Annotated in this window: 25 protein-coding genes and 2 pseudogenes; 23 read left to right on the top strand and 4 right to left on the bottom strand. The window is 45.9% G+C overall.

Features of this window, described 5'->3' with window-relative positions:
* The first annotated feature begins 157 nt into the window (after positions 1–157).
* From NLX74_RS19600 to NLX74_RS19620, 5 genes and pseudogenes are all read left to right on the top strand, one after another.
* Positions 158–709, top strand: a complete 552-nt coding sequence (locus NLX74_RS19600; RefSeq protein ID WP_028542387.1) for a DUF2062 domain-containing protein — start codon at positions 158–160, stop codon at positions 707–709.
* 100 nt (positions 710–809) lie between these two features.
* Positions 810–1,091 carry a hypothetical protein gene (locus NLX74_RS19605; RefSeq protein ID WP_254329716.1) on the top strand — a complete coding sequence of 94 codons (282 nt, stop codon included), beginning with the start codon at positions 810–812 and terminating at the stop codon, positions 1,089–1,091.
* A gap of 157 nt (positions 1,092–1,248) precedes the next feature.
* The gene (locus tag NLX74_RS19610; RefSeq protein ID WP_254329717.1) at positions 1,249–3,924 is read left to right on the top strand and encodes a YhgE/Pip domain-containing protein; all 2,676 of its coding nucleotides are present in this window, start codon (positions 1,249–1,251) and stop codon (positions 3,922–3,924) included.
* A gap of 399 nt (positions 3,925–4,323) precedes the next feature.
* Positions 4,324–5,298 (top strand): aldo/keto reductase, encoded by a 975-nt coding sequence (locus NLX74_RS19615; protein ID WP_254329718.1) that lies wholly within the window; start codon positions 4,324–4,326, stop codon positions 5,296–5,298.
* A gap of 159 nt (positions 5,299–5,457) precedes the next feature.
* A pseudogene (locus NLX74_RS19620) lies at positions 5,458–6,223 on the top strand (IS5 family transposase).
* 95 nt (positions 6,224–6,318) lie between these two features.
* Here NLX74_RS19620 and NLX74_RS19625 read toward each other — a convergent pair.
* Entirely contained in the window at positions 6,319–6,546 is a 228-nt protein-coding gene (locus NLX74_RS19625; RefSeq protein WP_254329719.1) for a hypothetical protein, read from the bottom strand.
* Between the two features lie 189 nt (positions 6,547–6,735).
* On the opposite strand from NLX74_RS19625, the gene NLX74_RS19630 reads away from it, so the two are divergent.
* From NLX74_RS19630 to mnhG, 7 genes are read left to right on the top strand one after another with little or no spacing between them, the layout of a single operon-like run.
* On the top strand, positions 6,736–7,377 hold the full coding sequence (locus tag NLX74_RS19630; protein WP_254329720.1) for a universal stress protein: 642 nt from the start codon (positions 6,736–6,738) through the stop codon (positions 7,375–7,377).
* A 47-nt stretch (positions 7,378–7,424) separates the two neighbouring features.
* Positions 7,425–10,283 carry a Na+/H+ antiporter subunit A gene (locus NLX74_RS19635; protein WP_254329721.1) on the top strand — a complete coding sequence of 953 codons (2,859 nt, stop codon included), beginning with the start codon at positions 7,425–7,427 and terminating at the stop codon, positions 10,281–10,283.
* Position 10,284: 1 nt separating this feature from the next.
* Complete coding sequence (locus NLX74_RS19640; protein ID WP_061830354.1) at positions 10,285–10,620, top strand: Na(+)/H(+) antiporter subunit C; 336 nt, start codon at positions 10,285–10,287, stop codon at positions 10,618–10,620.
* Positions 10,617–12,092, top strand: coding sequence for a Na+/H+ antiporter subunit D (locus NLX74_RS19645; RefSeq protein ID WP_254329722.1), 1,476 nt, complete (start codon positions 10,617–10,619; stop codon positions 12,090–12,092). Before NLX74_RS19640 ends, NLX74_RS19645 begins: the two co-directional genes overlap by 4 nt.
* Before the next feature lie 6 nt (positions 12,093–12,098).
* On the top strand, positions 12,099–12,575 hold the full coding sequence (locus tag NLX74_RS19650; protein WP_061830356.1) for a Na+/H+ antiporter subunit E: 477 nt from the start codon (positions 12,099–12,101) through the stop codon (positions 12,573–12,575).
* On the top strand, positions 12,575–12,868 hold the full coding sequence (locus NLX74_RS19655; RefSeq protein ID WP_254329783.1) for a Na(+)/H(+) antiporter subunit F1: 294 nt from the start codon (positions 12,575–12,577) through the stop codon (positions 12,866–12,868). Before NLX74_RS19650 ends, NLX74_RS19655 begins: the two co-directional genes overlap by 1 nt.
* The gene (gene mnhG, locus NLX74_RS19660; RefSeq protein ID WP_061830357.1) at positions 12,852–13,220 is read left to right on the top strand and encodes a monovalent cation/H(+) antiporter subunit G; all 369 of its coding nucleotides are present in this window, start codon (positions 12,852–12,854) and stop codon (positions 13,218–13,220) included. Before NLX74_RS19655 ends, mnhG begins: the two co-directional genes overlap by 17 nt.
* A 419-nt stretch (positions 13,221–13,639) precedes the next feature.
* Here mnhG and NLX74_RS19665 read toward each other — a convergent pair.
* Positions 13,640–14,060, bottom strand: a pseudogene (locus NLX74_RS19665) (multidrug resistance efflux transporter family protein); the annotation flags it as partial.
* A 134-nt stretch (positions 14,061–14,194) separates the two neighbouring features.
* On the opposite strand from NLX74_RS19665, the gene NLX74_RS19670 reads away from it, so the two are divergent.
* Positions 14,195–15,382, top strand: a complete 1,188-nt coding sequence (locus NLX74_RS19670) for a GTP-binding protein (protein ID WP_103047776.1) — start codon at positions 14,195–14,197, stop codon at positions 15,380–15,382.
* Positions 15,383–15,387: 5 nt separating this feature from the next.
* On the opposite strand, the gene NLX74_RS19675 is transcribed toward NLX74_RS19670, so the two are convergent.
* Positions 15,388–16,287: a LysR family transcriptional regulator gene (locus NLX74_RS19675; protein WP_254329723.1), complete on the bottom strand. Its 900-nt coding sequence runs from the start codon at positions 16,285–16,287 to the stop codon at positions 15,388–15,390.
* A gap of 94 nt (positions 16,288–16,381) precedes the next feature.
* On the opposite strand from NLX74_RS19675, the gene NLX74_RS19680 reads away from it, so the two are divergent.
* The 5 genes from NLX74_RS19680 to NLX74_RS19700 all read left to right on the top strand — a co-directional run bounded on the left by NLX74_RS19680 (position 16,382) and on the right by NLX74_RS19700 (position 20,619).
* Positions 16,382–16,711 carry an antibiotic biosynthesis monooxygenase family protein gene (locus tag NLX74_RS19680; RefSeq protein WP_254329724.1) on the top strand — a complete coding sequence of 110 codons (330 nt, stop codon included), beginning with the start codon at positions 16,382–16,384 and terminating at the stop codon, positions 16,709–16,711.
* 225 nt (positions 16,712–16,936) lie between these two features.
* On the top strand, positions 16,937–17,950 hold the full coding sequence (locus NLX74_RS19685; protein WP_254329725.1) for an ATP-binding cassette domain-containing protein: 1,014 nt from the start codon (positions 16,937–16,939) through the stop codon (positions 17,948–17,950).
* Positions 17,947–18,762 (top strand): ABC transporter permease, encoded by an 816-nt coding sequence (locus tag NLX74_RS19690; protein WP_254329726.1) that lies wholly within the window; start codon positions 17,947–17,949, stop codon positions 18,760–18,762. Before NLX74_RS19685 ends, NLX74_RS19690 begins: the two co-directional genes overlap by 4 nt.
* A 61-nt stretch (positions 18,763–18,823) precedes the next feature.
* Positions 18,824–19,498: a response regulator transcription factor gene (locus NLX74_RS19695; RefSeq protein ID WP_235308204.1), complete on the top strand. Its 675-nt coding sequence runs from the start codon at positions 18,824–18,826 to the stop codon at positions 19,496–19,498.
* Entirely contained in the window at positions 19,495–20,619 is a 1,125-nt protein-coding gene (locus NLX74_RS19700) for a sensor histidine kinase (RefSeq protein WP_235308205.1), read from the top strand. The genes NLX74_RS19695 and NLX74_RS19700 overlap by 4 nt, the downstream gene beginning before the upstream one ends.
* Positions 20,620–20,706: 87 nt before the next feature.
* Here NLX74_RS19700 and NLX74_RS19705 read toward each other — a convergent pair whose 3' ends face one another.
* Positions 20,707–21,576, bottom strand: a complete 870-nt coding sequence (locus tag NLX74_RS19705; protein ID WP_254329727.1) for a DUF421 domain-containing protein — start codon at positions 21,574–21,576, stop codon at positions 20,707–20,709.
* Between the two features lie 272 nt (positions 21,577–21,848).
* On the opposite strand from NLX74_RS19705, the gene NLX74_RS19710 reads away from it, so the two are divergent.
* The 5 genes from NLX74_RS19710 (at position 21,849) to NLX74_RS19730 (ending at position 26,058) form a co-directional block, all read left to right on the top strand.
* A complete protein-coding gene (locus tag NLX74_RS19710; protein WP_061830367.1) occupies positions 21,849–22,118 on the top strand; it encodes a glutaredoxin family protein in 270 nt (89 codons plus the stop codon).
* Positions 22,119–22,159: 41 nt separating this feature from the next.
* Positions 22,160–23,500 carry an LLM class flavin-dependent oxidoreductase gene (locus tag NLX74_RS19715; protein WP_235308207.1) on the top strand — a complete coding sequence of 447 codons (1,341 nt, stop codon included), beginning with the start codon at positions 22,160–22,162 and terminating at the stop codon, positions 23,498–23,500.
* A gap of 17 nt (positions 23,501–23,517) precedes the next feature.
* Positions 23,518–24,048, top strand: coding sequence for an NADPH-dependent FMN reductase (ssuE, locus tag NLX74_RS19720; protein WP_029519116.1), 531 nt, complete (start codon positions 23,518–23,520; stop codon positions 24,046–24,048).
* A 107-nt stretch (positions 24,049–24,155) separates the two neighbouring features.
* On the top strand, positions 24,156–25,046 hold the full coding sequence (locus NLX74_RS19725; RefSeq protein WP_254329728.1) for a LysR family transcriptional regulator: 891 nt from the start codon (positions 24,156–24,158) through the stop codon (positions 25,044–25,046).
* A 160-nt stretch (positions 25,047–25,206) separates the two neighbouring features.
* Complete coding sequence (locus NLX74_RS19730) at positions 25,207–26,058, top strand: transporter substrate-binding domain-containing protein (protein WP_028542376.1); 852 nt, start codon at positions 25,207–25,209, stop codon at positions 26,056–26,058.
* Positions 26,059–26,071 lie beyond the last annotated feature (13 nt).

The following is a 26,071-nucleotide window of genomic DNA, read 5'->3' on the forward strand; positions in this document are numbered from 1 at the left end:
GAACGCTGAGGGTTATAATGACAGTATAGACATAAGTAAGGATGGGAGCTGTATTGACTCATTCCTGAACTTGAATAGTACTGTTGAAGGAGTCCTCCTATTGATAAAGCTCAATCCGAAAAGGCTCAAACCTCATAAATCGAAGAAGAAATATAATATGTTTCAAAATATATGGCGTGCGATTCGGCTGAATTTCATCAAGCTGTTACGCGCCCCTGGTGGAGTTAAAAAGATTTCTTTGGGCTTCGCCATTGGCTTTGCGTTGGAGATGATCGTGATTTCCACGGCTTCTCTGGTATACCTTGTTTTTTATCCGATTGTTCGTCTCTCTGGCGGCTCGCTGCCTGCGGCCATTGTGGGTAACGTTGTAGGTAAGCTGACCTTTTTGCCAATTGTACTGATGCCATTCGCCAAGCAAGTGGGAGCTTGGATTTATCCATCTCATTATCCGGTACATGTCAGGGGCGGACGACTCCACGAGCATTCTTTTATGGAGCTGTTTCACGGCAACTGGTCTGTATTCAGAGACTTGCTGCACGGGGGCTTGCACATCCTGATCGGCATGTCGATTTTCGGTGTGGTGCTGGGCATTATCTCGTATTTTGTCATTCAGGTTCTGTATAATCGTTCGCTGCACAAACGGTTGGAAAAGCGGAAGTTGCGTCATGGTGCAGCATTTTCGGCGGCCAGACTGCTGAAGAATGGATAATGTAGTGAATGAGAAGCTCCTTGAGCCTAAAAATTAGGCTTGAGGGGCTTCTTTGAGTTAGGACAAAAATCTCAATTGAGATGTCAGGAGGAATCGACCCATGAATAAATGGAGCTCTGTCACTGCAACAGTTGCGGCAATATCCATGCTTTTGGGAACGGCTCCAGTTCCAGTTGCATGGGCTCAGCAGCCCGCCGTTGCCATAGCTCAAAACGCACAAACTTCTGTTAACTTGGACCCAACCGCCACTAAGCATTTAACAGATGTGCTGAACATATTAGCGGGGAAACAAACGATAGAGTTTACAAGTGCAGACACCTCTTTTGACGCTTGGACGGTAAACGGTACTTTGGCTATGCCCGCGAATGGAGTTCGAAATTAAGCAGATTGATTTTATTGAAAAGCGCATGATCTCTATAAGTGTCATAGGCTTTTTACATATTTTGTAACAGGATTAGCTTCATTCGCTCGAATCGTTTACAATACGTGTGCATACAACAATGGACGACAGGTTAATGTACATACGAGGAGTGATGAAGTTGCGGAAGATATGGCAAATCTACTTAACAGACTGGAGAAATGTATTCAAAGTATCGACCGGGACTTTATTAGTCATTGGCATCATTCTTTTGCCTTCCGTCTATGCATGGGTGAATTTGAAAGCGATGTGGGATCCGTATGCGAATACATCTGGGATTAAAATTGCAGTAACCAGCCAAGATCAAGGTGCAGAAGTGAATGGTAAAAAGATTAATATCGGCGATGAGGTTTTGCATAACCTTCAAAATAACAAGAAGCTGGGTTGGACTTTTGTCAATGAAGCGGAAGCACGAAAAGGTGTGTTGAATGGTGATTATTATGCCAGCCTGCTGATCCCGAAAGATTTTTCAGAGAAAATTACGAGTGTGCTGACGGAAAATCCGCAAAAGCCGGAAATTGATTACGCCGTAAATGAAAAAATTAATGCAGTAGCTCCGAAAATTACATCTTCGGGGGCAACCTCTCTGACGAACCAGATTAGCCAAAACTTTATTGAAACTGCCAGCCAGGCCGTATTGACAAAGTTGAAGGAAGCCGGAGTCAAGTTGGAGGAGGAGCTCCCGACGATTCGTAACATTGAGAACCGGGTGTTGGAGCTGAATAATCGATTGCCGGATATCGAAAGGTTGGGCAAACAGGCATTGGAACTGGAGCAAAATTTGCCGAAAATAAAGGCACAGGGACAAAAGATCATTGCATTGAAGGAGAAAATTCCTGAAATTAACCGTGCCGGTGACCTGGTGCTCAAAATTGACAAAAACATGCCTGAGCTGGACAAGGTAGCCACTGTTATTTTGGATATCCAAAAAAGACTACCTGATATTCAAAAGGCCGGTGATCGAATTGTTGAACTGGATCAAAATTTCAGCAAGGTAGAAAGTGCACTGGCTACCGCTTTAGAGGACACGCAAACGGCCCTTAAGGTCATTAATGCTGCTCAGAAAGCACTGCCAGAAGTACAGAAAATAGCGGACACAGGCAAGGACTTTACAACCGGTTTACTTGAATTTCTGGACAAAAACGAGGGCGCGCTTGATTCGATTGGTACAGTAGTTAAAGAAGATTTACAGCTGGTACAACAAATCGCGAATGAAGTTTCTCAGATTACAGATATCATTCGTGGTGTGGATTTTGATCCTAAAGCAGCACAAGCTGCGGTGAAACGTGTCAGCGGTAGGCTGACAACTGCCGTGGGAGTGCTGGATCATATTTCTCAATTGCTGAACCGTGTGAACGGATATTTGCCAAGTCAACCTCTGGATTCACTTATTTCCCGTGTGAGCGGGGTGGAGGATCGTTTCCGTCGTCTGAATAGCACAGTAACTAGTATCGGGGATGCCATTCAGCGCGGCGAAAAGCCTGCGCAAAATCTGCTGGATGACACTGATCGCCTGGCAGGAGAAATCAGTAGCGGAATTGACAGCATTTTGGGCAATTATGATACGGAGTATGCACCCGCCATTCAAAAGGCGCTGGATCAGATCAAATCCGTTGCCCGCAATTCTGCCAATGTGCTGACTACAGCTCAAGAGCAGCTACCGAATATTGAAAAGCTATTAAATGACGCACAGGCTGCAGCAGAATTCGGTCAGCAAGAGCTAACACGTCTCCAGCAGGATCTGCCACAATACCGTCAAAAACTGCATGAAGCGGCGACGACGATTCAGGGACGTATGGGCGAGTTTACGAATGCTGTGAACAAAGCGGCAGACTTCGTAAATAACGATTTGCCGGCGGTTAAAAATAAAATTCATCAGGCAGCAGATTTTGTGCGTAATGATTTGCCCAAAGCGGAACAACAGTTTGTCAAAATGGCTGATTTAATTGAAAATAAATTTCCTGAAGCTGAAAAAGCGGTACACCAAGTAGCCAATTTTGTAAGGACCGATCTTCCAGCTGCCGAGGATTCCATACGCCAGGCTGCAGACACAATTCGCAAGCTTAAGGGCGAAAATGCACTCGGACGCGCTATTGCATTGCTCAAGGGAGATGTGAAAAAGGAAAGTGATTTTCTCGGCAGTCCAGTATCGTTGAAGCAGGAACGGATATACCCAATCCCCAACTATGGTTCGGCGATGTCACCTTTTTACACTACATTGTCGATTTGGGTGGGTGCGATGCTACTGGTCTCGATGTTCAGGGTAGATGTGGATGACCCGGAAGGACAATTTAAAAGCTACCAAGTGTATTTCGGACGGCTTATGACATTCTCCACGATTGGTATTTTTCAGGCGCTGAGCGTATCTCTCGGTGACTTGTTCCTGCTCGGGGCGTATGTGGATGCCAAAGTAGCTTTTGTACTGTCCTCTATGCTGATCAGTCTGGTGTTTACGGCGATGACCTATACACTAGTTTCTGTGTTCGGCAATATCGGCAAGGGACTGGCAGTCATCCTACTGGTGCTTCAATTCTCCAGTTCAGGAGGGACATTCCCGATTGCGACGAGTACACCGTTCTTTCAGGCGCTGAATCCGTTTGTACCATTCACCTATGCGGTTAGTCTGTTACGAGAGACAGTAGGAGGGATGTTGCCTTCAACGGTGACACGGGATGTGGTGATGCTGTTTGTATTTATCGGTGTTTGCTTCCTGTTTGGATTGGTGTTTAAGAAGCCGCTCAGCAAGCATACGAAAAAAATGGCCGAGCGAGCAAAAGAAACGAAATTGATTCCTTGATTGTAAAAAAAGTGAGTTACGGTGGTTGAAGTGAGCCGCTCCGCGAAGGATTTGATCTTACGATCGCTGTTGCCACGGGATTCTTTGGATTAGATAGACATGAAAAGGTAAGAATCCCGTGGCAAAGGCGAACGCTTCGCTTCTCCAGATTCAAATTCTCCGCTCCGCTGGTAACCACCGTAAAGTCACTTCTTTTAATATTTGGCGGGTAGTATAAGGGGAGATGGCCTCGCGCTTGCTGCTTCGGCGGTGCGTGGGGCTTTTTTGCATGCGCTATCCCTTTAAATTGATTTTGAGGTGTTTCAAAGGAGTTTGATTTGGTGAATAAACGGAGTATGGTCTTTTTTGGCATGTCATTTTGCGGAATTTTAAAATCCTTAGGCAAAGGCGGGAGATAGTATGGAGTATTCATACTTAGGAAAGTCAGGCTTGAAGGTTAGTCGGTTATGTCTGGGCACGATGAATTTCGGACCGGAAACCGAAGAAAAGGATGCGTTTAAAATTATGGATGCCGCACTGGATGCAGGCATTAACTTTTTTGATACAGCTAATGTATATGGCCATGATCGTAAAGGTTGGACAGAGGAAATTATCGGACGTTGGTTCCAGCAGGGCAGCGGAAGACGCGAGAAAGTCGTGTTGGCAACGAAGGTATACGGAGATATGAAAAATGAACATGACGGACCCAATGCAGGATCAGGCTTGTCTGCTTACAAAATTCGCCGTCATTTGGACGCGTCGCTGAAACGTCTTCAAACCGACCATGTAGAGCTATATCAAATGCATCACATTGACCGTAATGTGTCATGGGATGAACTGTGGGGCGTATTCGAGTCCGTGGTGGATCGGGGACAGGTTGATTATATCGGTTCCAGTAATTTTGCAGGCTGGCATATTGCGGTGGCGCAGGCCGAAGCGAAGGCACGACGCTTTCTGGGGCTTGTATCCGAGCAGCATTTGTATAACCTGAACGAACGTTCCGCTGAGCTTGAAGTGTTACCGGCAGCTCAGGAGCTGGGTCTGGGTGTGATTCCATGGAGCCCGCTGGCGGGCGGACTGCTGGGACGGAATGCGTTAGCAGGTACTGGTTCTCGCAGCGCACGCGCCAAAGAAAAGGTGGAGCAGAATCGTGCGAAGCTGGAGCAATTTGCAGCATTGTCCCGCGAGCTGGGTGAAAAGGAAGACGTGATTGCACTGGCTTGGGTACTGTCCCATCCGGCCGTAACGGCTCCAATTATCGGACCACGGACCTTAGAACAGTTAGAGGATGCTCTACGGGTACCTGAGGTCAAATTGAGCGAAGATGTGCTTGCCAAGCTGAATGAGATTTTCCCCGGTCCGGGAAAACCTGCGCCAGAAGCCTACGCTTGGTAATCATACTTTGTACTCGTTATAAAGCATCATTCTTTGTGAGAAATAATCGGCAAAAAGCAGCAGATCGGGAATAGTCTCCTTGATCTGCTGTTTTTGTACTAGGGTGTGTCTTCAAACCAGAAATTGGTTCATATCGTTTCAGATGGTTAATTAAAGTAGATGAATACACGATACGAAATCAAAGATGATGAATGGCAGCGGATAAAAGATACTTGTTCCCACCTGAACGAAAACCCCAAGGAGGACGGTCGGCAATAGACAATCGACATATGCTAAATGCGATGCTTTGGGTCGCACGTTCGGGCGCCCCATGGCGAGATTTGCCAGACCGGTATCCTCATTGGAAATCGGTGTATACTCGTTTCCGGCGCTGGCAAAAAGCTGGGATATGGGATCAGGTTCTTAAGCACGTTTCGCAAGAGCAGGACGATGAAAGCGTCATGATCGATTCCACCATTATACGGGTCCACCAACATGGCTCGGGAGCAAAAGGGGGGCAGCCAAGCAAGCAATCGGGCGTTCTCGAGGCGGACTCAGCACCAAGATCCATGGCGTAGTCGATGCCTTGGGAAACCCTCTTCGTTTTGAGCTAACGGGTGGGCAAGCTCATGACTCGGTGAAAGGATACGACTTACTTCGGACCCTAAAGCTCACAAAGAAACAGGTTTTAGCGGACCGAGCTTACGACACGAACGCCATCCGGGCTCTATTAGATAAACAGCAGGCGATTCCGGTCATCCCGAGCAAGAAGAATCGCCATGTTCGACCGGAATATGATCGGGATCTCTACAAAGAGCGGCATTTGGTGGAATGCTTTTTTAACAAAGTAAAACATTATCGTCGCCTGGCGACTCGCTATGATAAATTGGCGTGTACCTTCAAGGCCTTTTTGACGTTGGCTTCCATTATGATCTGGCTTGCTTGAGTTTGAAGACACGCCCTAGTCTCTCATCCTAAATCGTGGTTGGTAAAACGGCTATGTCAAGGGCTCATATTAAAGCTAATTGGAAAAGCTAACAACTATTCGCTAATCTTTCGTACGATCCGTACATACTCCCGGGGGAGAAAGGGAATGTTTATTAGAACAGGTTCAGCAAAATTGGCTGATCGGAATTTGTAACTTTCATTTGCTGATAACTTTTGGTTGCTCTTCACTGTTTTTGCATGGATATTATATTCAAGTCTCCAACCCACGACAAGCAACAGGATAAAGAGACTGGTGCAGATCATCACTTTGCGCATCAACATGTTAACCACTCCTTTGTATGAAGATTCTCCATTTATACTAGGTGCTATACGCAAAAGGATTTACCTTTACAATCTCCCCGGTAAACTATATAATTAAAACTAATTGTATATTGGTTTACCCGGAGGAGCCTGCCAACAGCGGGCTCTTTTTGTGTTTTTTTCGTAAATTGGAAACAGGAGGCAGAGAAAATGATGGCGGAGATGAACAATGAGAGCATTATGGTGTGTGTCCATTATGGTCCGCACGGACAGCGGTTAATTCAAAGAGGCAGCGAGTTGTCCCGGTTTCTCGGGGCTCCTTTATATGTGCTTACAGTGGATGCAACCACAGATCATGAATACAACCAAAACAAGGAACAATACCTCTCGGGATGGGAAGAGCAGACTAAAGATGCTGGAGGAGCGTTTCTGATTCGTAAATGCAATGGGAAAAAGACAGCTGAGGTGATTGTGGAGACAGCCCAGGAAAAAAAGGTTACTCAAATCATCATCGGCCAGTCCAGTCAAACGCTATGGCAAGAGATTACCCGTGGTAATTTTGTCAACGATTTGATTGAACAACTGGGTCCTATTGATCTTCATATTGTGGCTGTACAGCGTTATCCCGAGCTTTTAGAGCACTCACATGAGAAGGGATTTTCCGCTTATTTGGTGAAGCAGGATGGAAGTTATGTACTGAGTGAAGAGCCTGATGGAGAAGATACGATAAAAGGGATATTTTTCCGTGAGCTGGATACTGATTTCAACAGCGGTCTATTCAAAATCGTTAGAAATGGCGAAGCCCAGTATTTGAGAATTCTACAAAGTGAATGGATAAAGCCGCATTCCTAGAAGTTCATATACAAAAAAAAAAGTTTATATAGGGGGAGTGCTCGACTGTGTTGCATGCTGCAATTTTGATTCCATTTCTGCTGGCTGTTCTAATCCCGTTGACCAAGGGCATTTCGCGCTTTCATACAGGTTGGACAGTCTTGCCCCTACCCACAGCTCTTTTCCTGTATTTCCTGACAAGGATATCGAACATTCAGGCTGGAAATGATACGATGTCAACTATATCTTGGATGCCATCGCTTGGGATTAATATTACGTTGTATCTGGATGGACTCAGCCTGCTGTTTGCTCTGCTGATTACGGGAATGGGCGCGCTGGTGATCTTGTATTCCATTTATTATCTTAATAAGCGGACGGAAGCGATTCGCCATTTCTACATCTATTTGCTCATGTTTATGGGAGCAATGCTTGGTGTCGTTTTGTCCGACAATTTGATGGTTCTATATGGATTCTGGGAGTTAACCAGTATTACTTCATTCCTGTTGATTGCCTTTTGGCACCGACGGGAAAGATCCCGTTATGGAGCGCTGAAGTCGATGCTAATCACTGTCTTTGGCGGGCTGGCGATGTTCGCGGGGTTCAATCTGCTCTACGTAATGAGTGGAACGTACAGCATTCGGGAGATTATAGCCCAAGTCGGCTTATTGACCGAGTCCCCGTTGTTTATTCCGGCGATGCTGCTGATTCTACTGGGGGCATTCACTAAGTCCGCACAATTTCCTTTTCACATCTGGCTGCCCGATGCCATGGAGGCACCGACACCCGTCAGTACTTATCTGCATTCAGCTACAATGGTTAAGGCGGGGTTATACCTTGTGGCGCGTCTTAGCCCCGTATTCGCTGGTCAGTCCGAATGGTTCTGGTTGGTCTCACTTTCCGGTCTGGTCACGCTTTTTTATGGATCGTTTAAAGCGATTAAACAAACAGATCTTAAAGCTCTGCTTGCCTATTCCACCATTAGTCAGCTCGGTCTGATTATGTGTTTGCTCGGGCTGGGATCGGCTTCTGCCTTTTTTTCTGGTACAGAGGAGTCGTTATTCTATACGACGGCTACTGCGGCGGCCATCTTTCATCTGATCAACCATGCCGTCTTTAAAGGCTCTCTATTTATGGTGGTTGGTATTGTCGACCACGAGGTGAACACTCGGGATCTGCGCAAGCTCGGCGGTTTAATGTCCTTAATGCCAGTCACCTTTTCTGTGGCGTTGATGGGGGCTTTCTCCATGGCAGGGTTACCACCATTCAGCGGTTTTCTGAGTAAAGAAATGTTCTTTACCGCTGTGTTAAATATTCGGGAGTTGGATGTTCTGAATACACAGTCGTGGATGATTCTAATTCCGGTGATTGCATGGATTGCCAGTGTATTCACTTTTGTTTATAGTATGATTCTGGTATTTAAGACTTTTACCGGTAAACTTCAGCCGGAGAAGCTCGATAAAATACCGCATGAAGCGCCGCTGGGTCTGTTGATTTCCCCAGTCCTGCTGGTTTCACTCGCTGTGGTATTCGGCTTATTTCCTGATCTCTTGTCTTATTCTCTGATTGAGCCGGCTATGGGCTCGATCTATAACGAGCTATTGTCGCCAGTGGAAACCTTTGGTGTCTCCATACATTTCTGGCATGGTTGGACACCTGAGATATTCATGACACTGGGTGTTATCGCTGCCGGGACACTTCTCTATAGAAGATACAGCCGACTGCGGATTCTGGATCGGGAATGGAACGGTAGCAATTTTCTTAATCTCATGTATGATGGATCTCTTCAAGTGCTGGAACGTGGATCGAACCGCTTCACAAATCTCTATATGACGGGATCAAACAGACACTATTTGCTTTATATATTTGGCTTTTTCGTAATTGCCTTGGGAAGTGTGATGCTTGGGACGCAAGGGATATCGCTGGGTATGATCCACTATGCTCCGTTAACCTTTTATGAGGCTGTCATTGTTGTTGTAATGCTTCTAGCAGCGTTTGCCGTACCCTTTGCTAAGTCGCGGGTCAACGCGATTTTGTTCACCGGTGCAGTCGGGTACATGGTGACCCTGCTGTTTGTTATCTTCCGCGCACCGGATCTTGCGTTAACACAAATGATCGTGGAGACAGTATCCGTCATTCTGTTCCTTCTGTGCTTTAAGTATCTTCCAAAGTTAAAGAAGGAGAAGGAGCGTCCGAGCTTTAGATTGCCGAATTTGATTATCGCTGTGGGTGTAGGAATTACGATAACACTCATTGCGCTGGCAGCCATGGGCAGCAGTCCATTCGCTCCCATTTCGGAGTTTTTCCTTAAAGAAAGCTATTCCTTGGCCGGAGGGAAAAACGTAGTCAATGTCATTCTCGTTGACTTCCGGGGATTCGATACTTTGTTCGAAATTATGGTTCTCGCTATTGCATCCCTCGGCATTTATGCCTTGATTAACTTGAAAATGGAGCCCGGCATTTCACCCGCCAACAAAAATAAGAAGGGAGGAAGAATTGCCTTTCCGTCCCAGAGTAATGATGTGATCCTGCGAACCCTGTCCAAGGTTATCATAATTGTGATTCTCACCTTCTCAATGTATTTGTTCTTTGCCGGACACAATAATCCGGGAGGTGGCTTCATCGGAGCGCTGATGACTTCAGCTGCGCTTATTTTGATGGCGATCTCCTTCGGAATGGACACGGTTCGTAAAGTCCTTCCGGTGAATTACCGCATGATCACGGCGGTGGGGCTGCTCATTGCAATTCTGACTGCGGCTGGCTCGTTTGTTTTCGGAGCCCCTTTTCTCAGCCATGCCTTTGGCCACTTTGATCTGCCTATTATGGGGGATACCGAGCTGGCTACAGCAGTCCTCTTTGATCTGGGGGTATACCTGGCTGTAGTAGGTGTGACCATGAGTATTATTTTTACCATAGGGGGGGATGAGTGAAATGGAACTGATTATGGCTGTAGCAGTCGGTATTTTATTTACAATTGGAGTGTACCTGATTCTATCTAAGGGTCTTTTGCGTATTGTTTTGGGTACTTCCTTGTTAACACATGGCGTCCATCTGCTGCTACTGACGATGGCCGGACTAAAGACAGGAGCTGCTCCAGTATTAGGAGGTAAAGCGGAAACTTATGTGGACCCTTTACCGCAGGCGTTAATTCTGACCTCTATCGTTATCAGTTTTGGAGTCACTGCCTTTTTCTTCGTGCTTGCTTACCGCTCATACCAGACGTTGGGCACCGATGAAATCGACAGTGTCAAGGGGGAAGAACAATGAGCAATCTCTTGGCACTACCGATTTTAATTCCCTTATGTACCGCCGTTATATTGATTTTTCTGAAGGAGAAGATTCTGCTTCAGCGGTTCATTAGTACAGTTAGCGCCATTTTGAATATTATGATTGCTCTTGTGCTGATTTACCGCGTTCATAGCGAGGGTATACAAACTTTGCAAATGGGAGGATGGGTGCCGCCGTATGGCATTGTGTTCGTGGGGGACATGTTTGCGGCTCTACTTGTGCTGACCGCTTCAGTGGTAAGCTTGGGTATTCTTCTCTACTCCTTCCGCAGTATTGGGGCAGAACGGGAACGTTTTTATTACTATACCTTTTTTCACTTCCTGCTTGTAGGTGTCTATGGATCATTTCTTACAGGAGATATGTTCAATTTGTTCGTTTTCTTTGAGGTTATGTTGATTTCCTCCTATGCCTTGATTTCTCTGGGGGGAACGAAGCTCCAACTTCGGGAAACGTCCAAATATTTGCTCATTAACATTGTGTCTTCCACACTTTTTGTGGCGGCAGTTGCTTATCTATATGCGGCTGTAGGCACCCTGAATATGGCTCATTTGTCTCAGCGGGTTGCTGAAGCGGGGCAGGGCGGCGTACTCAATGTGATCGCTGTTCTATTCCTGATTGTGTTCGCATTGAAAGCGGGTTTATTCCTCTTTTTCTGGCTGCCGGGTTCTTACAGTGCGCCGCCGTCTGCTATAAGGGCCTTGTTCGGTGCGTTACTGACAAAAGTGGGACTGTATGCAATCATTCGGACCTTTACTCTTATTTTTGTGAATGATCCCGGACTCACTCATACGTGGATCGCCTGGCTGGCGGCGGCTACGATGATTCTGGGAGGACTGGGAGCGGTAGCTTATAACGATATTCCTCGTATCTTTAATTACAACGTCATTATCAGTGTAGGTTTTGTGGCCTTCGGTCTGGCTGCAGCGACACCAGATGCATTGAATGGGGCGGTTTTCTATTTGCTGCACGATATGTTGGCGAAAGGATTAATGTTTATTCTTGGGGGCATCATTATCACTGCAGCGGGAACGGACCAATTAAAAGATATGGGGGGCCTCATCAAACGCTATCCCTTAATCGGCTGGATGTTCTTTATACTGGCCCTTGCACTTGTAGGTATTCCACCGCTTAGCGGGTTTGCCGGTAAAGTGTTGATCACTCGGGGCGGACTGGATGCCGGAATGTTGACATTATCCTTGATTGGGCTAGGCTCGAGCTTCCTTGTGCTGTATTCGCTGATCAAAGTATTCAAGCTTGCATTTTGGGGGAATGAACCCGAAGGCGACCTGCCGAAGATAAGGCTAAAAAGTGTGAATGCTGTGGCGGCCGGTTTGCTCGTCCTGGTTATATTGATGGGCATCGGGGCGGATTGGGTCTATTCCTATGTTGCACAAGCCGGTGATGTGCTGGCTCATCCCGCGCTATACATCGAAGCTGTAATAAAGGAGTAGATGAAGATGGTCTTTCAAATATTATTAAATCTGATGATTGCGTTGCTGTGGATGCTACTTAACAACGACTGGTCAGGGTCGCGGTTCACCATGGGCATTCTTCTAGGGATAGCCATATTGCTTGTTTTGCGTAAATTCCGTCCAGAACCTTTCTACCTGAAGCGCATATGGGCCATCCTGAAGCTGCTACTTCTGTTTATGCGAGAGCTGATCGTTTCCAGCTTTGCGGTTATCCATCATATTCTCCGCCCGAAGCTGACCATCCGCCCAGGCATTTTTGTCTATGAGACTGCCCTAAAGTCAGATTGGGAGATCACTATTTTATCGTGCCTCATTTGTCTAACACCAGGAACGCTCACTCTGGAAGTATCCGAAGAAGGTCAAATGCTGTATATTCATGCCATGGACATACAGGACGCGACACTGCTTTCTGAGCAAATTAGAGGGACATTTGAAAAAGCGATCATGGAGGTGACACAGTGATAGTTTCGGCACTTTTGGCTGCATCACTGGCTATTCTCTCCTTAGCCATATTAGGTTGCTTGTACCGTTTGATTAAAGGACCGACCCGTCCAGATAGGGTAGCCGCACTGGACACGATAGGTATAAATCTGCTAGCTATGATTGCTGTGATCTGCATGCAGCTGAGGACACAGGATTTTATTGAGATTGTTCTTGTTATAGGAATCCTGACGTTTATAGGAACAACGGCGTTGGCGAGATATATAGAAAGAGACGCCGTCATAGATACTGGGGGGGATGAACTTGATCGGTGAGTTGCTTATTGCGATCCTTGTTTTATTCGGCGCTCTGTTCTGTGGATTGAGCGCGTTTGGATTGATTCGGCTGCCAGATGTTTATTTACGTTCTCACGCCGCAACCAAAAGTGCAACGCTTGGCGTGCTTTGCGTATTAACAGGAGCCTTCCTTTATTTTTTGTTTTATGTAGACGTGGTCAGCATCAAATTACTGCTTGCCATTGTGTTTGTCTTTATCACTTCTCCCGTAGCCGGACATCTAAATGGAAGGGCTGCCTACCGTTCGGGAGTCCCTTTATGGGGGAACAGTGTTCAGGATGATCTGGCACCGATATTGGAACAAAATACATCTTCAAAACAACCAAAATGAAAGCAACCCATAGTGCGGGATTTGCGTCATATCCGTCTGGATTGATAATAAATGTGGAGGGATCATGTGCACAATATTATTTCAGTCCAGCCGTATTACAAAGCGGAAAGGATCGTAACTCCGTTAAAACAGGAAACAGTCATTCATCGCCGAGTTTTACACTTGTATACAACTAAAATTGTATCAGCGTACCGGGAGTTTTCTCTCAATGAGGTATATGATATATCGTTTAAAAGTATCGGGCAGGGTCATGGTGTTCTTTATTTGCATACGAAACAAGGCGTATTTCCTTATACTGTAGAATCAGATCCTAAAGACTTTATAAGCGAATTCAAAAAAAATGTAGAAAAGTAAGATTGTTCGATTCAAGAAATTTGAAAAGACCGCATCTATTTTGCGGTCTTTTTTAATGCCTGAAGTTACATAAAGCTTTTAGCATCTGTAACATAACTGTGTAGAATCATGCCGAAGATGACGATGAACATACAGATCCATGATAAAGGAGATGGAATTAGAATAGACAGAAAGATTAATTCTCCCATTAATGCAAAAAGCACTTCCAGAGATTGTGTCGCTTCTACACGTCACCAGCTTTTGCATATTTCCACGAACCTGATTTGTAGCTTTAAAAAATAAAACCGTAGCGACCACCCCTGAAAACACAGCTACCAAAGCAGACTGAATCGTCTGATCCTTACTTGGCATTCCCGCGCTGAAAACTCCATATAACGAAAGCAATAACCAGAAGGGCAAACTGGCTAAAGTCATCCCGAGCACACGCTGATAGGCATCTAACCGCCCCGCACAGACTTCCATCATTTTGCGATTACCTAATGGATAGATTATTCATTTCAAGAGTTTCTTCACAGTTGACAAGGCAAAAGGGATGCTGTATATTACTGAAAGTTAATGTTAATAGTAATTATTACGATTTAAAAGAATGAAAAGTTAATATTCAAGGGAGCGTACCAGCGATGAATAAGAAACCAATACCGGTAACCGTGTTGAGCGGATATTTGGGTGCAGGAAAAACAACGATTTTGAATCATGTATTAAACAATCGGGACGGAATGAAAGTGGCAGTTATCGTCAATGACATGAGTGAAGTGAATATAGATGCCGAGCTCGTTAAAAAAGAGGGCGGCTTGTCCAGAACAGAAGAAAAACTGGTCCAGTTGTCTAATGGTTGTATTTGCTGCACATTGCGTGAAGATTTATTACTGGAGGTCAAGAAGCTGACGGAACAAGGCGAGTTTGATTATATTTTAATCGAATCTACAGGTATCAGTGAGCCCGTGCCAATCGCTCAAACCTTTACGTACGCCGATGAAGGAACTGGCATTGATTTGGCTTCGCTGGCAAAACTGGATTGCATGGTGACCGTTGTTGATGCGAACCGTTTCTGGCATGATTTTGAATCAGGAGAAACGCTACTGGATCGTAGGCAGGCTACTGGTGAAGACGACACGCGTGATATCTCGGACTTGCTGATTGACCAGATTGAAACCTGTGATGTATTGATTTTGAATAAGTGCGATCTGGTTCAGCCTGTGGAGCTAGACAAGCTGGAGGGTGTGCTGCGGAGATTACAGCCTGAAGCCCGAATCATTCGAACTTCCAAGGGAAAGGTCGCTCCTTCGGATATTTTGAATACAGGGCTGTTCAATTTTGACAAAGCTAGTCAATCCGCTGGATGGATTCGGGAGCTGGAGCTTGAAAGCCATACACCGGAAACAGACGAATATGGGATCAATTCCTTTGTATATCGCCGTAGAAGGCCATTTCATCCTGCGAGATTGGCTGAATTTATGAGCTACTGGCCGGAGGAGGTCGTTCGCGCCAAAGGTTTGGCTTGGATTGCAACCCCGCAGGATTGGGCAGCGAGTATTAGCCAGGCAGGACCATCTATTCAATTTGGCCCTGCGGGAAGCTGGCTTGCTGCGTTATCTGAAGAAGAACGGCAGGAGATCGTGGCAGCCGATCCTGAGGCTCTGGACCATTGGGATGAACAATGGGGCGACCGCATGAACGAAATCGTCATGATAGGTATCGGAATGAATCGACCGGACTTGGAAGAAGAGCTAGATGAATGCCTACTGAACGATAACGAAATGGATATGGACTGGTCCAGTTTTGAGAATCCGCTTCCTTGGCCGACATGATGAAGCTAGTTGATCCATTCAGTAATAAAGTCCATACATTTTTTAGCGGCTGGAGAAACATTTTTTAAGGAAGCGGTAGCGATACCGATAGTACGGGAATGCCTTTCGTCCAAAGGTCGAATAGAGATGTCGTAAGGAATGTGAGACAGGATCATTTCAGGAAGAATACTCACGCCTAGGCCATTCTGCACCATAGCCATAATCGCATGGTCATCTTCTAATTCATATTTGATTTTAGGTGACATATTATGCTGTGAAAAAATATTTCTTACATCCGTGTCACAGCCTGCAACAGGCATAATGAAAGGCTCATCTCTGAGCTGTTCTACTCGAATTGAGGCTTGCTTTCCAAGAATATGATCGGAAGGAAGTAGACAAAGCATGCTTTCTTCTTTTAATGGCAACGCCTCTAATGCGTCTAACGTGGGTAGGTTCACAAAGCCGAAATCAGCTTCCCCACTGACTATCCAGCTCTCAATTTCATGGTAGTTCCCATCGAGCAGTTTTATTTCAATAAGAGGAAACTGCTCATTGAATTTTTTTAGAATACGGGGCAGCCAATGAATAGAGACGCTTGAAAATGTGCCGATCTTTACGGTTCCGATTTCCAATCCTTTAATTAAAGCTACCTCTTGGTAGAGCTTTTCGTCCATTTGTACAATCTCTCTAAATCGCTTCATCAATCTTTCCCCGTTATTGGTCAATTTGATGCCTGAACGACCTCGGATCAGAAGAGTCAGCCCTAGTTCATGTTCCAATCCAGAGATCGCATGGCTGATTGCTGATTGTGTAAGATTTAAAACTTCCCCGGCCTTTGTGAAACTTCCCATTTCAACTACGCAAAGAAAAATCTTATATTTAAACAAATTCGTGTTCACTCCTATTTTTTTATGAAATATATTCATGTATCATATCAGATATATTCATTTTTTTTATTTAATATTTATGATTATAATCAAATTAAAGAAAGGTTATTTAATTTTGTTTTAGGAGGGGCATATGAACTCAATTGCTAAAACTCCTCGTCCGCCCTATTATGCGGCTATCTTTACTTCTGAACGTACGGAAGGAGATGGCGGGTACGGAGTGATGGGAGACAAAATGGTGGAACTGGCTGCCCAACAGCCAGGTTTTCTAGGTATGGAAAGTGTTCGTGACCACAATGGAGTAGGCATTACAGTTTCCTATTGGGAGTCTCTGGACGCTATAAAAAATTGGAAACATAACGAGCTGCACAAGGTAGCGCAGGAAAAAGGGAAATCCGAGTGGTATAAAACATTTGGTTTAAGAGTGAGCAAGGTAGAACGAGATTATTTTTTTACAGTGTAAATAGGTTCAATATCCAAGTTAGTGCTTAGCATGAAGCCGAATCTGGAAATAAAGGTTTTCCATTATTCATTAAAAGGACAAAGCCAAAGAAGTCCCATATAGGGACTTCTTTGGCTTCTCTGTCAGAAAGAAATTATCATGAATTTTGGAAAACGTAAACGGTTCTATTCATATTCAGTTCATAAACGTGGGTTATCCTCTCTATAGAAACCGTATAGGGAGGATATGAATGTGGATTATACAGACAGAAAAGAGACCTTGGCCATTGAAGCAAGGGGACTCGTTAAAGCTTTTGGTGATAAGTGTGCAGTTGACGGTGTCGATTTGAATGTACGTGCTGGCACGATCTACGGGGTGCTCGGTCCTAATGGAGCAGGCAAAACGACTACCATCCGAATGCTGTCAACATTATTACGGCCTGATAGGGGATCGGCCCGTATTTTCGGGCACGATGCAGTAAAGGAACCGCAGGTTGTGCGTCAATTGATCGGGGTGACAGGCCAGTACGCATCGGTCGATGAGTCGCTTAGCGCTACCGAGAACCTGATCATCTTCTCCAGGCTACTTGGACTGGGACGTGCCGAGGCGCGTCATAAGGCAGCGGAGCTGCTGGAGGAATTTGGCTTGGCCGAAGCGGCCAAACGACCGCTAAAGCATTTCTCTGGAGGTATGCGCCGACGGCTGGATTTGGCTGCAAGTCTCATTGCCAAGCCGCCGCTAATCTTCCTGGATGAGCCGACCACCGGATTAGACCCGCGCACGCGTGTCCAGATGTGGGACACGATCCGGCGTCTGGTCAAGACCGGTTCCACCGTACTGCTCACAACCCAGTATCTCGATGAGGCGGATCAACTTGCTGACCGAATCGCGGTGATCGATCGTGGTCGGGTAGTCGCTGAGGGTACGGTGGATGAACTGAAAGCGGCAGTAGGGGCGTCGACGCTGCAACTCAAAGTACAAAATCAACAGGACATTGAGAGGGCTGTTCAGATCGTTGAACAGGTGCTTTCAGTCAAGTCCAGCGTGTCAGTGGAAGCTGGAAAGATTATTTCTCCGATGGCCAATGCAGATCGGGTAACGGACCTGCTGATTGCCCTCCGTACTGGAGAGATTCGCCTAGCAGAGATGAGTGTGCAAAAGCCGACGCTTGACGAGGTGTTTTTGTCCATCACTGGTCATGGAGCACAAGTAAACAAGACGTCCCAAGGAGCGCATGCTGTGGAGGGGGCGAGAGCATGAAGAGTATTACTGCTATGACAGGTTCTGATCGCACATTGAAGAAGTCTGTGAGTTTCAGGCAGGCGTTCTCCAATTCCATGACGATGGCCTACCGGGGCATTCTAAAGATCCGGCATACTCCCGAACAATTGTTTGATGTCACGCTCCAGCCGATCATTTTTACCCTTATGTTTACCTATATCTTTGGCGGCGCCATCTCAGGAGACGTGCAGCATTATTTGCCGGTTATTATTCCAGGCATCCTCGTGCAGACTGTGATCTCGACCTCCGTCGTTACCGGCGTCCAACTACGTGAGGATATGAACAAAGGAGTGTTCGACAGGTTCAAGTCACTCCCAATCGCACGTATTGCGCCTTTGGCTGGAGCTCTTTTGGCTGACAGTATCCGGTATACTATTGCAACTGTACTTACCTTCGCCATGGGATATATTTTGGGGTATCAGCCAGGGGGAGGACTGCTGAGTGTAGCTATCGCCGCGCTTCTGGTCATTGTGTGTTCCTGGGCAGCCAGCTGGATTTTTGCCTTCTTTGGCGTGATTGCCCGCACTGCTTCTAGTGTACAGGGCATCTCCATGATTGTTCTGTTTCCGCTCACTTTTGTTTCCAACGCATTTGTGCCTGTCGGCACAATGCCTGGTTGGCTGCAGTGGTTTGTGAACGCCAACCCGATTTCACATCTTGTGAACGCAGTCAGAGAGCTTGCGAATACGGGAACGATTGGCGGGGAACTGGCGATCTCCCTACTTGGCGCTACAGTCATTGTGGCGATCTTCGCGCCGCTTACGGTGCGTGCTTATATGCGTAAAGCATAAGATGGCAGTCTTCTTGACGAGGACGAGAGATTTAAGGCAGAGTTAGTTAGGGGGGATTGAAATGGCACGTGTATTGGTCGTTGATGATGATCCGCATATTCGTGAACTGGTCGGACACTTTTTGAGAATGGAAGGACTGGAGGTAGTCGAGGCGGTGGATGGTTTGGACGCGATGCGCATTTTTGATCAAATCAAGGTCGATTTGCTTGTTCTTGATATCATGATGCCGGGAATGGATGGTTGGGAGCTGTGTCGTAAGCTGCGAGAGCAAACCGACCTGCCGCTGCTTATGCTTACAGCTAAAGGCGAGACGTCACAGATCGTGAAAGGTTTCGCGCTCGGAACGGACGACTATCTTGTCAAGCCATTCGACCCCATGGTGCTTGTCGCACGTGTGAAGGCTTTATTAAAACGTTATCGTATCATGGCTTCAAAATCAGTAACTGTCGGAGATCTTGTCCTGCGCAGCGATACATTTGAGTGTCGGGCTGGAGAGAAGGAGATTACCCTGCCGCTCAAAGAATTTGAGCTGCTCTTCAAGTTGGCCAGCTATCCTGGCAAAACCTTTACCCGCGACCAGCTGATCGAACAGATCTGGGGTTATGATTATGAGGGAGACGAAAGAACGGTTGATGTCCATATCAAACGCCTTCGGGAACGATTTCCGGAGGCAAGCCACTCCTTCCGGATCAGTACGATCCGGGGATTGGGTTATCGGCTGGAGGTACGGCAATGAAGAGGGAACCGGGGTTACTCCATATTCTTGCGAGAGTCCTGCTGGTAGTATTGGTGCTATATCTTAGCTGGGCTGCCGCGTACTTTATTATGGAGGCGATCTATTCGCACATGTCATGGGCTCCCCATGGTTTGTTCGTCTTTCTTATGAATACGACGCTAGGCTTTTTCTTCTTCGGTATTATCAGTATGACGGTAAGGCGTTTCTTCCAGCCTAGAGAACAGCACGCTTTTACCGAAATGATCGATGCATTAAAACGTATTTCGCAAGGAGACTTTCACATTAACCTGGATTGGGACCTCGGCGGGCGGAACGGAAAACATCGGAGGCCGCATCCTTATGTACAGTTGGTGGACAGCATCAATGATATGGCTGCAAATCTGAAGGCTATGGAAAAGCTGCGGGAGGAGTTTATATCGAACGTATCCCATGAAATCGGCTCACCGCTGACCTCGATAATCGGATTCGCCAAAGCGCTCAAGGACGAGAATCTGAATCGTGAGCAGCGAGATCGGTATTTGACGATCATCGAGACGGAGTGTATTCGTCTATCCAAGCTAAGCGATAATCTCATGAAGTTGGCGATTCTGGATTCGGAGCGGCATCCGTTTCGTCCATCCCTTTATCGGCTGGACAAGCAGCTGATTTCGCTTATTCTCGCCTGCGAACCGCAATGGGAGGCTAAAAAAATCGAGATGACTGTTGAGGTGGATATAGTTGAGGTCAACGCAGACGAGGATCTGATGGGCCAGGTTTGGGTGAATCTTCTTCACAATGCCATTAAATTTACACCGCAGGGTGGAAGCATATCTGTTTCTCTTTCAAGTAACGGTGATCAGGCGGTTATCTGCATTGCGGATACGGGACAGGGCATCAACGACCAGGATCAGCAGCGAATTTTTGAACGATTTTATAAAGCAGACCAGTCACGGGCCCGAACTGCAGGAGGCAGCGGCTTGGGACTGTCCATTGCTTATAAAATAACAGAGATGCATACTGGCTCTATCTCTGTATCCAGCAAGGTGGGAGAAGGAACGGTATTTACAGTTATGCTGCCGCTGCGCCAGAAAGTAATGGAAGGCAGCAGCAACTGTGAAATGTACACCGGCACAGTAAGTTAAAAAGGAGCGTCTTCAAAGCCATAAACGGCTGAAGGACGCTCCTTTTTAGTTCCCATGCTTCTACTCTTATGGCATATGCGTATGTGCTTAGGACTTAGATGTATTTAGCGGCTGCATCTCCTGTATAGCTTCTTTCAAGCTTTGTGAGCATTGCTCATATAGCTGTTTTCTTTGTTGCTCGCTGGAACCAGATGCGAGTTTTTGCAACTCCGTTGTGCATTGTTCCAGCAAAGTCAGCACGGCTTGATTCGAATCCTGCACCTTGCTTAGCTGTACATTATCACTATATTGATCGATGTATAGTTCTCCTTGCGGGTCCACCTGTGCGAAAAACACATCTTTGACCGTTAGGCTCTTTTCCTTTAGCTTTGCATCCAGCCATTGTTGAGTGATCCCCATATATGCCATTTGTTGCTCCATAAGTTGCCCATCCATAATGACGGCTGTGGGTTCCTTCTCCGGTAATTGCTGTATATTCAGATCCTTAAGCGTCACGGCCTGCTTGTCTTTGGTCAGCAGCACGTTGATCGCACCACTGGTCTCCATAATGGCAAATTCCACGTCTGCCACCTTGAATACATTTTTACTCCGCAGCTGCTCCATGAGCTCATCTAGCGTTAGCCTTTCCTTTTTCATATTATCCTCTAAAATTTTGCCGTCTTTGATCAGGATTGTCGTCTTTCCATCTGATAAATCTCTGACTTTCTTGCTTTTAATTTGTAAAAATTCAATACCAAGTGTTGTAAGTACCCATACGGCTAACGACACAGTCCCCAAGTACCAGGAGGATTCACGTTCCAAAGGAATTGAAGCCGCCAAGTTACCGATGGTGATTCCAGTTATATATTCGAACAAGGAAAGCTGCGATACCTGTCTTTTTCCAAGAATCTTGGTAATCACAAAAAGAATAACGATAGCTAATAACGTACGTAAAGCTACAATGGACCATTCCTGCATTTGTTCAACCTCATTTCATTTCACCACAAGGGCGCTATTATTCCAAGGATGTCCGCACCAGGGTCCATTTAAACTTCAAATTATCTGAATTTAGATAACTTGACTACCAATTAACCGATTAATTACGATATAAAATTAAAATTTTCTATCGTTGAATTAGCAATGTCTATTACACAAGCGATTGACGGAAAAGGGGCAGCAGGATACATTATAAATATAATTCTTATTTAATTCATCGGGATTATAAACATTAAGCTCACGGAGGTATGTATATGTCGTCCAAACCTAAAGTTGTATTGTGGAGTAAAACCGGCTGTCATTTTTGTGGAGAGATCAAATCGTACCTGGAATCCCAAAATCAGCCGTATGAAAATATCCAAGTGGACGGAAATGATGTGCTGCGTGACGTGCTGGAGACCAAATATGGTATTCGTTATGTCCCTGTCGTCGAGGTAGGCGGGGATAATAAATATGAAGCACTGCTCAACCCGGATCTGGAAGAGTTGGGTAAAGTGCTGGAAAGTTACAATCAAGTGGTATAAGCCGACGGGAAATCATTATTTTCAAGAGAGGTGGAAGAGTTATGGCTAAGAATAGACAAATTAAATTTGGTGCGATTATCCACGGTGTTGGGGGAAGCATGACGACTTGGCGTCACCCTGAAGTACCTGCGGATGCGAGTGTTAACTTTGAATTTTATAAAACGCAGGCGCAAAAGGCAGAGGAAGGGAAGTTTGACCTCGTATTTATCGCAGATGGCCTGTTCATTAACGAAAAATCCATTCCCCACTTTCTGAACCGTTTTGAACCAATTACGATTTTGTCCGCTTTGGCTGGGGTGACGAAGCATATCGGACTGGTCGGCACACTGTCGACTTCCTATAGCGAACCGTTCACGGTAGCACGCCAGTTTTCTTCCATTGATCATATTAGCGGAGGTCGTGCAGGCTGGAATGTGGTGACTTCCCCGCTGGAAGGCTCTGCCCTTAACTTTAGCAAAGGCGAGCACCCGTCGCATCCGCAGCGCTATAAAATTGCAGAGGAATATTTGCAGGTTACCAAAGGACTGTGGGACTCGTGGGAAGAGGATGCGTTCGTTCGTGATAAGGAAGCCGGCGTATTCTTTGATCCTGAAAAGCTGCATACATTGAACCATAAAGGCGAGTTTTTCTCTGTGCAGGGTCCGCTGAACATTGGACGATCCAAGCAGGGACAGCCGGTTATTTTCCAGGCAGGTTCCTCGGAGGATGGCAAAAACCTGGCCGCCAAGGAAGCGGATGCTGTATTTACAGGACATGAAACGTTAGAGGAAGCGCAGCAGTTTTATCGTGATGTGAAAGAACGTGCGGTACGTTATGGTAGATCCGAAGAGGATATTGTCATTTTGCCGGGCATTTCGCCGATTATTGGCAGCACGACGGAGGAAGCGGAACGTAAGTATGAAGAGATCACGAATCTGGTGACGATTGAGGCTGCGTTAAAATATTTGGGACGTTTCTTCGATCATCATGATTTCTCACAATATCCGCTGGATGAGCCATTCCCTGAGCTTGATGGTATTGGCAGCAATGCGTTCCGCAGCGGTACAGATAAAATTAAACGAGTAGCCAAGGAACAAAATTTGACCTTACGCGAGGTTGCATTGCGTTCAGCTACACCGAGAACCTCTTTTATCGGAACCGCTGAGCAAGTAGCGGATCAAGTGCAGGAGTGGTTCGAAAGAAAAGGGGCAGACGGATTCATTATTGGTTCTGATGTGCCATCGGGTCTGCATGACTTCGTCAATCTGGTTGTGCCTATTTTGCAGGAACGCGGTATTTACCGTCAGGATTATGAATTTAGCACACTGCGTGAAAACCTGGGCGTGCCTATTCCTGAGAACCGCTATACAGCAGCCAGATCCAAAGTGAAGGTTGACGCATAACAGAAGGAGGGAAAAATATGTCCAAGGTTGTCATCCTATCAGGCAGTCCGTCTACACAATCCCGTTTATACGGCTTGATTAACTATACAACGGAGCAGTTGCAGCAGGCTGGAGCGGAGGTCACATTACTGAATGTGGTCGACTTGCCAGCGGAGGATCTGGTCACAGCTAACTTTAACAGCCCCGACGTCACAGCATCACTTGCATTGATTGCAGCAGCGGATGCCGTTATTGTGGCTTCTCCAGTCTATAAGGCGTCCTATTCAGGGCTATTGAAAATATTCCTGGATTTGGTTCCGCAGGAGGGGCTAAGAGGGAAACCAGTCTTGCCTTTATTTATCGGAGGTACACTGGCTCACCTGCTGGTCATTGACTATGCCTTGAAGCCGGTTATTAATGCACTGGGCGGAAGACATATTCTTGGCGGGGTGTATGCAGTGGATCAGTGGGTCGAACGTCTGCCAGATGGAGCATACGGGTTGTCGGAAGAATTGGTTGCACGGTTGGAACGTTCTGTTAAAGAACTAAATGAGCTATTAAAATTATAGATATTTTCAATATTTCCATTGACAGGTCGTTCAGTGAGTTTTATGATACAAAAAACCAAGTTAACTTATTGGATAAATGTATATAAAACTTACTGGGGGACTTGCGTATGAATATCGAGAATATGGAAGCCTTTGTATACGTGAATCATTATGGGAGCTTTAATAAGGCTGCAGAAGCCTTGTTCTTGTCCCAGCCCTCTGTTACAGCCCGGATTCAGACGCTAGAGCGCGAGCTAGAATGCAAGTTGTTCGACCGCCAAAGCAAGCAAACGGTTCTGACGGAGGATGGACGAAAGTTTCTTCCTTATGCGGAGCAGATGCTTCAGGTGCTGCAAAAAGGGAAACAAAAGCTCCAAAAGCGTAAGAAAGCCCCTCAGCAAATTCGAATTGGTTGCACGATATCGGTGTCGAACTACATCATTCCTGAAATATTAAAGCAGCTTCGTGCCCGTTATCCAGAGGTTAACTACAAAATTGTGACGGCTACGACGGATCAACTGGTACATAAACTGTTGAACCGTGAGGTAGATATTAGTTTTGTCCGTAAAGTGATGCATCCGGCTATCCGTACGCTTGCTTTTTATGAAGATCCGATTTCCCTGTATGTATACGACGGCCATCCGTTTATGAAGACAGGAAAGGCCAGCATACAGGATATTCAACGTGAAACACTGGTGTTTTTCGAATGCGGATCACTAGATTGGATGAGAATTCATCGCGCTTTTGAATCACTGGAGCAACCACCGGACATTGCTTTTCAGGTAGACAATGTGGTCACGGCCAAAAAGCTGGTATTGGAGGAAGCGGGTATTGCCTTTTTGCCAGATGTCTGTGTGAACCGTGAAGTAAAAGATCAGAAACTGTTCCGTATCCATGTTCCAGAGGTAGCTGGTGTGTCGATGCAGATTAGCATAATAGCGACCAAAGAAGACTGTGCAGTGACCTCGGATTTTGCAGATGCACTGACAGAAGGTTTCCGGGGTGCTGTTTTGTTATAGAAAAGTTCTATGGCTTAATGGATTGACGTATAGGTTTCCAGGTGTTAAATTAATCACATCCTAAAACCGATTAAACTTATAGGAATTATTAATTATTGGATGTTGTAGCTACCATGTATGTCGCAAACTGCTGATATACAAAGAGATGAGGGGGATTCATATGAAAAAGTGGTTTGCAATATTGTCTGTTATGGCAATTATCCTGGTGTTGGCAGGCTGCGGTTCCTCAGATAACGCGTCTAGCGCGTCAGGTTCAAGCGGAGACGTGAAGAAAATTATCGTAGGCACAGGTACTCAATTCAAAAATGTATGCTTTATTGACGAAAACGGAAATTTAACAGGTTTTGATGTGGAGCTGATTAAGGAGCTGGACAAGCGCCTGCCTCAATACGAATTTGAATTCAAAACGATGGACTTTGGAAATTTGCTGCTAAGTCTCGATGCCGGCAAGATTGATCTGGTATCGCATCAAATGGAAAAAAACCCGGAGCGCGAGGCCAAGTATCTGTTCAACAAAAATCCGTATAGCATTTTTCTGAACAGAGTCGCTGTAGCGAAGGATAACAATACCATTCATTCAATTGATGATTTGAAAGGGAAAAAGGTACTCACCAGTCCAACCAGTAATGCGGCGTATGTGCTGAAAGAGTATAACAAAACCCACGGAGATGCCCTGAATATCGTTTATACGAGTGGTGCAGCCAATGATACGGTGCAACAAATTACGAGCGGTCGTATAGATGCTACCGTTACGACAGACTTTGCGAACCGTTTTAACACCGATGAAAAAGGAGAAGTAGCTCTGAAAACCGTAGGTGATCCTTTGACTCAATCGGATGTACTGTATGTACTGAACAAAAATGAGCAAGGGTTGGCGGATGACCTCGACAAAGCCATTCAGGAAGTGAAGGACGACGGTACGCTGTCGAAGCTGAGCATTAAATGGCTTGGAGAGGATTTCACTAAGTCACTGGAAGATGTGAAAAAAGAAGGTAGCAGCAGTAAGAAGTAAGGATAGACGTGGA

Origin of the sequence: Paenibacillus sp. MZ03-122A, assembly GCF_024213325.1 — a bacterium.
In the GTDB taxonomy this organism is placed as follows: Bacteria; Bacillota; Bacilli; order Paenibacillales; family Paenibacillaceae; genus Paenibacillus; species Paenibacillus polymyxa_B.